Below are 11027 nucleotides of genomic sequence, written 5' to 3'. Positions count from 1 at the left end.
CGGCATTGATGGTCAGTGGAACCCCAGCTTAGGCGTGAGAAAAGGGTGGGCTGGACGCAGCTAAACACACACAAAATGTCCCTTATCGCGACACGCCGTAAAAACACACAAAATGTCCCTTAAGCCGAATTTGGAGCCAGCACAAACACAACAAAACCCCAGGCCACCAACGACCTGGGGTTTTACGGAACTGTGGAGCTAAGGGGAATCGAACCCCTGACCTTCGCATTGCGAACGCGACGCTCTACCAACTGAGCTATAGCCCCTCGCTGGAGAAAACGTTACTCCTCTTCTCCGCTGATGCTAAATCGTCCGGTTACCCAGGCGATTTAGCTCGCCTGTGGGGCGCGGTTGTCGTCCTCGCCGTATGGGTAGTGGGGGGAATCCGTGTGGTCCTCGAAGATTGCGGAGGATGCTTCGGGGAGGTCGGTGAAGTCGGGGTGGGCGTCGTCAAGGTCGAGTGCTACGGATTCTCCGTATCGACGCGGCCACTCCTGCCTGGGGTGCGTCGAATCTGCAGTGGCGACGCCGAGGCGCGCGCGGCGCAGCTGGCGCATGCGGCGGCGATGCAGCGCACGCTCCTGACGGACGACGCTGCGCAGCACAACCATGAACCAGGTGGTCAGGGCGACGGAGGCCGCAGGCAGGATCCATGTCCAGCCGCCTGCGACGAACGCGATCACAAACGTGACCACGCAGGCGATGATGAGGCCCAGGAAGGTGCGCTGACGGCGCATAAAGCGGTCTTCGCGTGCCCGGCGTGCACGGTCTGGGTCCCAGCCGCCACGGCCGCGGCGGGCCTCTGCAAACGCGAGATCTTCGTCGGTGACTGCGACCTCTTCATCTGGAGCGTCCTGCTCGTCCTCGGTTTCCTCGGCAGTGAGCTCTTCGGCGTCCATCTCTGCCGTCACGCCAGTGTCGTATCCGAAGTCAGCTGCGGAGTAGTACGAGTCGGGGATGCTTTCGGCTTCTGCTACCGAGGCCTCCGGATCCTCCGCAGTCTCGAGTGCTACCGCATCGGCGTCGTCTGAAGAATCGTCTGAAGCCTCATCCACTTCATCGGCGGACTCAGTCTCAGCCTCAGCGGACTCTGCTTCAACTGCCGCATCCTCGACTGGCTCCGCTTCGATGACCTCTCCCTCAATAACGTTTGAGTCGGTATCTTCTTCGGAGCCAGCGTCTTCCTGGTTCTTCGAGAAGAAGTTTCGGATGACCGCACTGTCATCGATGAGCACTTCGCTGGCAGCTGGCTCGTGTTCGACGGCTTCGACGAATTCCACGTCCGCAGCGTCTTCGTCGTGCAGGTGCACGTCCGCAGCGGTCACGCGTGGGCGGCGACGAACCTCCATGGGTTCCGTACCACCGGTGTGCAGGACCCTCGTTTCGTCGTACCCTTCGCCGGAGCGGCGAATTGGTTTGTTGTTGCCAAATACGAGTGGTGCCAGCACGATGACCCACACGACGATCATCAAGATAATGATCAAGCTCGGGCTACCCATACAGCGAAGCCACCTTCCTAAAACTACCCTCGAAACTGACCTTTAACGGTAGCGAGCAATCCGCTCTTCCGGCCCGAGCCACGCCGGGGCCGCGTCATCGAATTCGGCCGGAACGCCGCAGTCTGTCTACGGCCGTGGTCGGGTAGTCATCTTCGGTCATTGCGACGAAGTAGTGGTCGCGCCAGCGGCCGTCGATATGAATGTTTCCCCGCATGAATCCTTCTTCGCGGAAACCTACGGTCTGCAGGACGTGGCCACTTGCTGGGTTGTCTGGAAGGTACGTCGCAGTCACGCGGTGCAGGCCCACCCGCGCAAAGGCGTGGTCAACGCCCAAGGCGCACGCGGCCCTCGCGACGCCGCGCCCTTGATACGGGCTGTGCACCCAGTAGCCGATCCAGCACTCGTCGACGGTTCCGCGCTGAATGCCGCCGAGGGTCAGTTGGCCGGCGAAGTGGCCGTCGACCTCTATCACCATCGGTACGACGGTGCCATCTGCGGCCATTTCTTTGAGCATCGTCCACTGCCCCGTCCAAGCGCTCTTGGTGTGAGCAGCTTCCCATGTGGAATGGATCGTTGGTTCTACTGGCTGCAACCACTGCTGGTCAAGCAGGCGGGTACGGCACCATTCCCCGCCATCCTGCAAGCGTAGGGGCCGCAGCGTGACGGTTTCCCCGCTAGGAAGTCTCACGAACGGAGTGCGTTCGGGCCAACCAGGTGTGGGTCCGTGCAGCCAAGTTTCAATCCTTCGCAGCAGGCCCAACGTCTATCCCCGCTGTTGGAGGAATTCGACGTCCACCACGTCGCCTGGGCGGATCTCCACGGTGGACTCCGGCAGGCGAATCATGGCGTTGGCTTCCGCGAAGCCTGCGAAGAGGTGGGAGGTTTCGCCACCGGCGCCGCCGAGCCCTTCAACCAGGTAGTCGCCGGTCTCCGTGTCCCGCATGAGACGTGCACGGATGTAACCACGCCGCCCTGGCTGCGAGGTAATTGCCCGCATCGAGCGTGCGCGAACGACTGGGCGCTGCCAAGACTGCTTGCCCAGCGCTTGGCGGATCGCAGGGCGGACGGTGGTTTCGGCGATCACGAGCGCGGCCGTCGGATTGGACGGCAGCAGGAAGACCGGCACATGTTCCTCACCCAGCGTGCCGAAACCCTGGACGGACCCGGGGTGCATGGCCACTCGAGTGGTGTCGATTTCCCCGAGGTCATGCAGCACTTCTTGGAGTGTCTGCGCGCCTGAACCACCAACCGCGCCGGTGATCACTATCATCTCGCTGCGCCCAATGTAGCCAGCCAGGATTTCCCGCATTTTCCGCGGTTCAGCGTTCATGATGCCGGCACGGTGTACATCTGCACCCGCTTCTTCGGCGGCAGCGGAAACGACGTAGGAGGCGACGTCGATAACTTGGCCCAAGCCTGGCTCTCGTTCGATGTCAACGAGTTCCATGCCGAAGCTCAGCACGGTGACCCTCGGCCGGGGATACACTAGTACTTTTGTGCGCCCAGCGGCAGCCAGCAACCCAATTTGTGCAGGTCCAAGGACCGTGCGGGGCCGCACTGCGATGTCGCCTGGCTGGATATCAGCCCCCGGCTTGCGTACGAACTCGCCACTTGCAACTGGGCGTTGCGGCGTAACCCGCTTGGTGCCCCGGTCGCTCCATTCCAGTGGCAACACGGCGTCGGCAAGTGTGGGAAGCGGGGCACCTGTTGCAACCCGCACCGCTTGGCGTGGCTGCAGGCGCAACGGCTTCTGGGAACCGGCGGGAACCTCCCCCACCACGGGTAGAGCACGATCGGCGTTGGTGCGTGGGCGCGAATCGCGCTCCGGCTCGCCGTCTTCTTCCGCCTGGCGCGGCTTCACCCGCAGGCCTGCGGATCCCCCGACGTCGACCGCGCGGACGGCGTAGCCGTCAATGGCTGCTTGCGAAAAGCCGGGCAGCGCGCGTGTCGCTACGACTTCCTCGGCGCACATCAGCCCCAGCGCGTCGTCGATCCCCACTCGGATCGGCTCGGGGGTCCGGATTGCGTCGCCAATTATGGCAAGCTGCTCATCAACACCGCGCATCAGCCACGCCTCTTTCTACGCCTTCGTTAGCGTTGTTCATCACCCGTGAGTTCGGGGTGTTCGGCCTCAAAGTCGTTCATGATCTGCTTGAGTGCCGTGTACAGTGCAGGTCCGTACTTCGGGTCGTGCAAACCAAAGTCCACATTAGCGGGAATGTAGCCGCCCGGGTTGCCCAAATCGTGGCGCTTGCCGTGGTGCACCACGATGTGCACTGGATGACCTTCCTGGATCATCAGCTCGATCGCATCGGTCAGTTGCAGCTCCCCGCCCTTGCCCGGCGTGATGCGACGCAGCGCATCAAAAATTGCCCGGTCAAGCAGGTAGCGTCCGGTAGCCACGAGCGTCGACGGCGCGTCTTCCACGGCCGGCTTTTCCACCATGCCCTTCACGCGCTTGACCTCGACGCCCTCAATAGTCTCGTCGACGTCTTCGACATCAAACACGCCGTAGTTAAAGACTTCCTCCGGCGTCACGTTGAACGCACACAGCACGGAGCCGCCGAGCTTCTCGCGGGTGCGCACCATTTTCTCCATCACGCCGGTAGGAAGCACAAGGTCATCTGGCAGCATGACGGCAACTACGTCCTCGTTTTCGTCGAGGGCAGATTCCGCACAGCTCACCGCGTGGCCAAGGCCCAACGGCTTCTCCTGCGTCACGGCGACTGCATTAATAAGGTCCGCGGCGCGGGCGACCTTCTTCACCTGGTCGTCTTTCCCGCGCGCCGCGAGGGTCTCGCGCAGCAGTTCGAACTCGCCGAAGTGGCGCATGATTTCTTCTTTTGCCGGAGCTGTCACGATCACCAATCGGCGAGCGCCGAGCTCTGCCGCTTCCTCGGCAATCAGCTCGATACCGGGTGTATCCACCACGGGCAGGAGTTCCTTAGGAACAGTCTTCGTAGCTGGCAAAAACCGTGTACCCATGCCAGCTGCCGGCACCACGACGGTCTTCACGCCACGCGACGCAGGCTGCTGGGAGGTTTCTTCATTAGACTTCCGCATAAAGATCTACTTTACCTCTGTATGGCCCGACTACCGTTTCCGACTCGTGAGGAGGCTCCCCCACTTGCACACCAAGCAAACTATCCGCGAAGCACACACTACTTTTCGACGCCACCTCGCCAGCAAACCCGACGAAAAGCGTCAACGCGACGCCAGCATTCTCCAGCACACGCTCGAGGCTCTCGATCACTTCGGCGCCGTGGGCAGTGAAATCAGCGCCTACCACCCGCTGCGCACGGAACCCGCTGCCGCTGACTACCCGCTGCAGCTCGCCCAACACGCAAGAACGGTGTGGCTGCCGATTTCGCTTCCTGGCGGTGTGCTGCAATGGGCCGCGTGCACCGAAGAACAGCAGCCGGGCGCGCTTGGCATCGCGGAGCCAGTCGGTTCCCGGTTCTCCAGCGAAGTGCTCAAAGGTTGCGCTGCGCTGGTGATCCCGGCGCTCGCCGTGGACCGCCGCGGGCAACGTTTGGGTAAGGGCGCCGGCTATTACGACCGGGCGCTTGAGCAGGTCCGCGACCACCGCATCCCTATTGTTGCGGTGGTGTTTGACGAAGAAGTCGTCGACACGCTGCCAGCGCAACCTCACGATGTGCCCGTCGATGCAATCGTGACAGACCGCGGATTTTTCCAACTCTAGGGAACCTTCCGGGCCACACCCGCGTCTAAAGACGCATGAAGCCCGCCTCATTCCTTCGCGACCTCCGCATGCCCGGCTACCACCGCACCGTCACAGTGCGCCGCACGATCGCCGTCGTGTTACTGCTGGTAGCAGGCGCAAGCATACTTTTCGACGCCCGCTCCGCCGACCCACCCGCTGTTGTCTTCGCCCGCGACGTTGAGGCCGGCACAGTGCTCACCACGGCGGACGTGGAGCTTCGCAGGCTGCCGCCCTCTGTTGTTCCCGCGAACGCCTTGGGCAGTACAGACCTCGCCGTCGGACAGGTCCTCGCGGCTGGTGCATCCGCGAACGAAGTAGTTACCAACACCCGTCTTGTCGGACCGGACCTTAAAGCTTCGCTGATCGAAAGCGATGACGACCCGCACGACTTCACCATGGTTCCGGTCACGCTCGCGGAACCGGAACTCATCCCGATGCTGCATCACGGCGCCGGCGTAGACGTGGTCGCGCCAGGCCCGCGAGTTATTGCGCGTGGCGGAAGGGTGGTCACGACGAACGAGGAGGGGTCAATCCTAGTACTGCTGCGCAGTGTCGATGCAGCCAACGTTGCGGCCGCATCACTGACGGACCCGTTAACAGTTGTATTGACCACACGATAGTTTGTTGCCTATAGTTTTTAGGTCCAAATCCAAACCTTACAAAGGAGACCCTAATGCTTGAGGGCTTTAAGAACTTTATTCTGCGCGGCAACGTTATTGACCTCGCAGTCGGTGTTGTTATTGGTGCTGCGTTCACCGCAGTTGTTACCGCTTTCTCCGACAACATCATCAACCCGCTGATCGCTTCCGTCGGTGGCGCTGATTACTCCGGCCTTGGCTTCCACATCATTTCCGGCAACGACGCAACCTTCCTCGACTTCGGCGCGCTGATCACTGCAGCGATTAACTTCCTGCTGATCGCGGCAGTCGTCTACTTCGTGATCGTCGCTCCGATGAACAAGCTCGACGAGATGCAGAAGCATAAGCGCGGCATCCAGCCAGACGCCCCGGCTCCGACCGAGACCGAGCTGCTCACCGAAATCCGCGACCTGCTCTCCGAGAAGCCCGCGCAGCAGTAGTACTGCTATTCTCCGTAATGGGGTGGTCGCTCGTACTCATAAAAGGCTTTGCCTGTGAGTTCTGGCTCGCCGTCGCCGTCGATATCGACGCTGCGCCCGGCATCATAGCCCGTCCGCCCAGAAGCCGCGTCACCAAATAGTTGCGTGCGTTCAGGACTACGGTCGTATTCTGCTTCCGACCGTCGCTCCACGCGCCTCCGCTGGTGGCGCGGCTTTTTCATGCTCGCCATCGTTCCTGATTACGCCTGTACGGAGTAGGTATTCAGCTCGCCGATCAGGTGCTGGACTAGTGGTGCGATCGTCGATACGCCGTCGCGTATCGCTTGGCGGCTTGCGGCGAGGTTTACCACGACGGTCGAACCAGAGACGCCACACACACCGCGCGACGTGCAGGCATCCACCGCTCCACACGCCTGGCCCGACGAACGAACCGCCTGTGCTACACCGGGCACGTTCTTGTCGATCACGGCCTTCGTCGCCTCTGGCGCCGTATCACGTGGCCCGACGCCAGTGCCACCGACGGTCAGCACCAGGTCAACCCCACCAACGACACCGGTTTCGATCGCTTTGCGGATCTCCGCCTCGCTCGAATTGACGTGCACCACCGCGTCAACGGTAAACCCGAACTCGCTGAGCAACTCGACGAGCATGTCACCCGTGGTATCCCCTTCTGAGCTGTATCGGCGGTCCCCAACCAGCACTGCGATGGCCGCAGGAGGCGTCGGAGTCTGCTCGGCGAGCTCTGCGGCCTTCAGCGATGCTTCGTCGGGCTCCCCAACCGTGTCAAGCAATACTTCTGTCGTTGGCATGCCAGGTCTCCTGTCGTGTCGTTGCGAAATCGCACAGTTTCATTTTCATTGTTTGCTTCAAAACTTACCCGTTGCTCAGGGTTACATCTACGGAATGAGGAGCTTCTTCTCCCTCCCGCAAGACTTCAAGCTGAACGACCTGCCCGAAGTCCTTCGACCGCGTCGCCGCAATCAACGCATCCGCTGAGTCAATCAGCCGACCGTCCAGCTTGGTAATCACATCACCTTCTCGGATACCGGCCTTTTCTGCTGGACTACCAGGCTCAACTCCGGCGACCACGGCGCCGTCGATACGAGTGCCGCGAATCGAAACGCGGACGCCCAACATCGGCTGCGACGCCTTGCCGGTTTCAATGAGCTGCTGCGCGACACGCTTGGCAAAATTCGACGGAATCGCGAACCCGAGACCAATCGAGCCCGACGACTGCTCGCCACCAAAGCCGCCCGCCGAGAGCGAAGCAATAGCCGAGTTCATCCCGATCAGGTGCCCCTGCATATCCACGAGCGGACCACCCGAGTTACCAGGGTTAATCGCAGCGTCTGTCTGCAGCCCGTCCATCAACGAGCTCTCCCCACCGCCCTGGGCCGCACGCACCGGGCGGTTCTTCGCGGAGATGATGCCACTGGTTACCGTCGCCGAGAGCCCAAGTGGGGAACCAACTGCGACAACCTGCTGGCCAACCTTCAGCTCGTCCGAGTTGCCGAAGTCAAGCACAGGGAGATTTTCGACGCCATCAACCTTCAGCACGCCAATATCAGTGTTGACGTCCGACGCTACAAACGTAGCCGAGTGCTTCGAACCGTCGTTGAACACCACCTGAATCTCGGACCGTTCGGTCGCCGCAGCGCCGATCACGTGGTGGTTCGTCAAAATGTAGCCGTCGGAGGAAATAATCGACCCCGACCCTTCCGCGATACCATTCGGCGTCGCCACAGTGATGGATACAACCGAAGGCAGCACTGCGGCCGCAACCTGCTCAACGGAGCCATCAGGCGCAGTCTCTGGCGATGCGAGGCTCGGGTTCTCAAGTGCGTTGTAGTGCTGCTGTTCGCCGTTATCGTTCGCAGCGACGACTGCGTACCCGGCGCCGGCGCCGGCCAACAGCGAAAGCACTACGGAGCACGCCACTGTAGCCGCCCCCAGCCCACGCTGCTGCTTTTGCTGCGGTGCAGACTGCACGAATGCGGTTTCCGGGGAGGCCTCCTGTGGATAGGAGGCCTCGTACGGGTTTTGTTGTGGCGTATTTGATTGTGGTGAATACGGGTTCGTCATGTGCAGTAGTATGCACGACGCCACTGTGGTAGCACTAAAAAGTAAACTCGTTCTCTCGCAATGTTTCCTGAATGTTCACTGTGTTAGCTGAGCTGGGATTTGTTCGGCAATCGCGGAATTTCGATGCCTTCTTCTTCCAGATAAAAATCCTCATCAGCATCCGGAGCCTTCCCCGGGAAGACCACACGGAAGCGCGCCCCGTGGTCATCCGACTCCTCCACGAAGATCCGGGCACCATGCCGGTCCATCACCTGCTTGACGATCGCAAGCCCCAAGCCCGAACCCGGCATCGAACGCGACTCCGCCGAACGGTAGAAGCGCTCAAAAACCCGCTCACGCTCCTCCGGAGCAATGCCCGGGCCGGAATCGTCGACAACCAACACAGCGTACTTTTTCGCCGCCTTCAACGAAATCCTTACCGTTCCGCCTTCTGGCGACCACTTGGCCGCGTTGTCGATCAGGTTTAGCGGAGCGCGGCCCATCGCGAATCGATCACCCATAATCAGCCACGGGTCAGCGTTGAACTGGAACGTAACGTCAGGCCGACGACGCTCAACACGGCGCACGGCCTCCTCCAGGATCACATCCAGGCGGATCTCCTCAAACTCAACGTTCGAGGAATCCTCCCGCGCGAGATCCACCAGGTCTCCGATAAGCGTCGACATTTCTGTCATCTGCGCCAGCACATCCCGCTCAAGATCGGCGCGGTCCTCCGCACTAATCTGATCCTGCCGATCAGCGGAGTACATCATCATGAGCAGCTCAATGTTGGTGCGCATGGAGGTCAGCGGCGTTTTCAGCTCGTGGCCGGCGTCGGCAACAAGCTGTGCCTGCCTGGTGCGCGAATCCTGCAGCGAAGCCATCATGTCATTAAACGCGTTCGTAATACGCGCCATCTCATCATGGCCCTGCACCGGAAGCGGCTTCAGCTCCTTCGTCCTGGTCACTTCCTTCAGCGCAAGGTGCAATTTACGCAGCGGGCGCATACCGGAACTCGAAACCAGGAACGCCACCAGCGTCGACACTATCCAGCCCAAGCTGAGCAGCACCAACAGCGCCGCGGCAATACTGCGCTGCAGCTGACGCGTCGGGTCGACCGCCTTCGACAGGGCCACGACTGTCCCATCATCCAGCCTTGTAACCAACACACGGTTACCGTGCAGGGTGCGTGCGGAGACGTCCGCTCCGTAGTTCATTCGCGCAAAGTCCCCACCCACGGGAATTTCATCTCCCACGAACCGGTTCGACTCCGCGCGTGAAGCCGTGGCGAGGATGTGAGGGTTGCGGCGTCGAAACGTCTCGACCTCAGCCGCCAGCTCCTCATCGCTGGACATTTCCTGCGAGTCGTACGCGAGCATCGCGCCCTGTGTGCGCAGATCGTTGTCCATCATGCCGATAATCGACGTCGACGACGCCCAGTAACTCACCGATGCCGTGACCAAAATCGTAAGGGCCACGAGCACGCCGGTCAGCACCGCGAGCTGCTGGCGAAGCGTCATCTCCGACCCGAGGTACGCACCACGAATATAGGTATCGAACAGGATCGTCGGCAGGTTCGGACGCGGGGGTTCCTGATCTTGCTCGGCTGCCGACACTTGGCGATCCACCCCCTCAAGGGACATGCCCGTAGTGCGCTCAAAGTGATCCGCCGACTGGCGCAAAATCACAGTGCGGTCTCCCGAAGCACGTAGCCAACCCCACGGACTGTATGGATCAGGCGAGGCTCCCCGCCCGCCTCAGTCTTCTTACGGAGGTACCCGATGTAGACCTCCAAGGCGTTGCCGGACGTCGGGAAGTCGTATCCCCACACCTCTTCAAGAATCTGCTGGCGCGACAGCACCTTGCGCGGGTTCTCAATCAAAACGAGAAGGAGCGCGAACTCGGTACGGGTCAAGGAAATAGCGCGGTCGCCGCGGAAGACGTCACGAGTATCGGTCTCTACAGACAAGTCCTCAAACTCGTACTTTGTTTTCGGAGCAGACTGCGACTGGATGGCGTCAGCCTGAGCGCGGCGCAGCAGCGAGCGTACGCGTGCCAACAGCTCCTCAAGCGCGAAAGGCTTCGGCAGGTAGTCATCAGCGCCGGCATCCAAGCCCGCTACACGGTCCGCGACACCATCTCGCGCTGTCAGCATCAACACAGGACGGTCGTATCCCGAGGAGCGCAATGTGCGGCACACGTCGAGCCCATCGATCTTCGGCATCATCACGTCCAGAATCGTCAGATCGGGCTGTTCGTCACGGATGACATCGAGCGCCTCCTCGCCGTCAGAAGCAAGCAGTACATCATACCCGTTGAAGCGAAGGGAACGCCGCAGGGATTCACGAACGGCTTGCTCATCATCGGCAACAAGAATCTTCATACGCCCATTATTGCCTATCTGAGAGACTTTTAACACCGGACTGTCAGATACATGAAAAAGCCGGGCCCGTTGGGCCCGGCGAACGGTTATAGTAAGGCGCTTTTAGAACTGCTCGACGTCAATCAAGCCAGCCTGTGCAGCCTTGAGCAGGCGACGTGGGATACGTACTTCCTGGCCGTCAACCTTCGCGGTGATCAGCGGCGCATTGTCAGCCTTCCACTGCGAACGACGCATACGGGTGTTCGCGCGGGACTTCTTAAACTTAGGGGTTGCCATTGTTGT

Annotated in this window: 13 protein-coding genes and 1 tRNA gene; 3 read left to right on the top strand and 11 right to left on the bottom strand. The window is 60.9% G+C overall.

Annotated elements, in window-relative coordinates; genetic code table 11:
• Positions 1–193: 193 nt before the first annotated feature.
• From BJP06_RS10445 to BJP06_RS10425, 5 genes are all read right to left on the bottom strand, one after another.
• Positions 194–266, bottom strand: a tRNA-Ala gene (locus tag BJP06_RS10445).
• A gap of 63 nt (positions 267–329) precedes the next feature.
• Entirely contained in the window at positions 330–1499 is a 1170-nt protein-coding gene (gene glpR, locus BJP06_RS10440) for a gephyrin-like molybdotransferase receptor GlpR (protein ID WP_071573789.1), read from the bottom strand.
• Between the two features lie 94 nt (positions 1500–1593).
• Positions 1594–2187: a GNAT family N-acetyltransferase gene (locus BJP06_RS10435; protein ID WP_369822283.1), complete on the bottom strand. Its 594-nt coding sequence runs from the start codon at positions 2185–2187 to the stop codon at positions 1594–1596.
• A gap of 75 nt (positions 2188–2262) precedes the next feature.
• Entirely contained in the window at positions 2263–3564 is a 1302-nt protein-coding gene (gene glp / locus BJP06_RS10430; protein WP_071573788.1) for a gephyrin-like molybdotransferase Glp, read from the bottom strand.
• Between the two features lie 26 nt (positions 3565–3590).
• A complete protein-coding gene (locus BJP06_RS10425) occupies positions 3591–4562 on the bottom strand; it encodes a UTP--glucose-1-phosphate uridylyltransferase (RefSeq protein ID WP_070362819.1) in 972 nt (323 codons plus the stop codon).
• A 64-nt stretch (positions 4563–4626) separates the two neighbouring features.
• On the opposite strand from BJP06_RS10425, the gene BJP06_RS10420 reads away from it, so the two are divergent.
• The 3 genes from BJP06_RS10420 to mscL are packed head-to-tail and all read left to right on the top strand — an operon-like array spanning position 4627 to position 6301.
• Positions 4627–5202, top strand: a complete 576-nt coding sequence (locus BJP06_RS10420; protein ID WP_070479252.1) for a 5-formyltetrahydrofolate cyclo-ligase — start codon at positions 4627–4629, stop codon at positions 5200–5202.
• A 35-nt stretch (positions 5203–5237) separates the two neighbouring features.
• Positions 5238–5843: an SAF domain-containing protein gene (locus BJP06_RS10415; RefSeq protein ID WP_070362821.1), complete on the top strand. Its 606-nt coding sequence runs from the start codon at positions 5238–5240 to the stop codon at positions 5841–5843.
• A 53-nt stretch (positions 5844–5896) separates the two neighbouring features.
• Entirely contained in the window at positions 5897–6301 is a 405-nt protein-coding gene (gene mscL / locus BJP06_RS10410) for a large-conductance mechanosensitive channel protein MscL (RefSeq protein WP_070362822.1), read from the top strand.
• Between the two features lie 5 nt (positions 6302–6306).
• Here the strand turns inward: mscL and BJP06_RS11980 are convergent, their stop codons facing one another.
• The 6 genes from BJP06_RS11980 to rpmF all read right to left on the bottom strand — a co-directional run bounded on the left by BJP06_RS11980 (position 6307) and on the right by rpmF (position 11021).
• Complete coding sequence (locus BJP06_RS11980) at positions 6307–6492, bottom strand: hypothetical protein (RefSeq protein ID WP_141742264.1); 186 nt, start codon at positions 6490–6492, stop codon at positions 6307–6309.
• A gap of 48 nt (positions 6493–6540) precedes the next feature.
• Positions 6541–7110, bottom strand: coding sequence for a molybdenum cofactor biosynthesis protein B (locus BJP06_RS10400; RefSeq protein WP_070362823.1), 570 nt, complete (start codon positions 7108–7110; stop codon positions 6541–6543).
• Positions 7111–7174: 64 nt separating this feature from the next.
• Positions 7175–8383 carry a S1C family serine protease gene (locus BJP06_RS10395; protein ID WP_083433282.1) on the bottom strand — a complete coding sequence of 403 codons (1209 nt, stop codon included), beginning with the start codon at positions 8381–8383 and terminating at the stop codon, positions 7175–7177.
• A gap of 83 nt (positions 8384–8466) precedes the next feature.
• On the bottom strand, positions 8467–10050 hold the full coding sequence (locus tag BJP06_RS10390; protein ID WP_071573787.1) for a HAMP domain-containing sensor histidine kinase: 1584 nt from the start codon (positions 10048–10050) through the stop codon (positions 8467–8469).
• Complete coding sequence (locus BJP06_RS10385; RefSeq protein ID WP_070362825.1) at positions 10047–10745, bottom strand: response regulator transcription factor; 699 nt, start codon at positions 10743–10745, stop codon at positions 10047–10049. The genes BJP06_RS10390 and BJP06_RS10385 overlap by 4 nt, the downstream gene beginning before the upstream one ends.
• A gap of 102 nt (positions 10746–10847) precedes the next feature.
• Positions 10848–11021 (bottom strand): 50S ribosomal protein L32, encoded by a 174-nt coding sequence (gene rpmF, locus BJP06_RS10380; RefSeq protein ID WP_070362826.1) that lies wholly within the window; start codon positions 11019–11021, stop codon positions 10848–10850.
• Between the last annotated feature and the right edge of the window lie 6 nt (positions 11022–11027).

Source organism: Corynebacterium sp. NML120713, assembly GCF_001875735.1.
GTDB lineage: Bacteria > Actinomycetota > Actinomycetes > Mycobacteriales > Mycobacteriaceae > Corynebacterium > Corynebacterium pseudogenitalium.
This window is presented reverse-complemented; position numbering and strand designations above follow the sequence as displayed.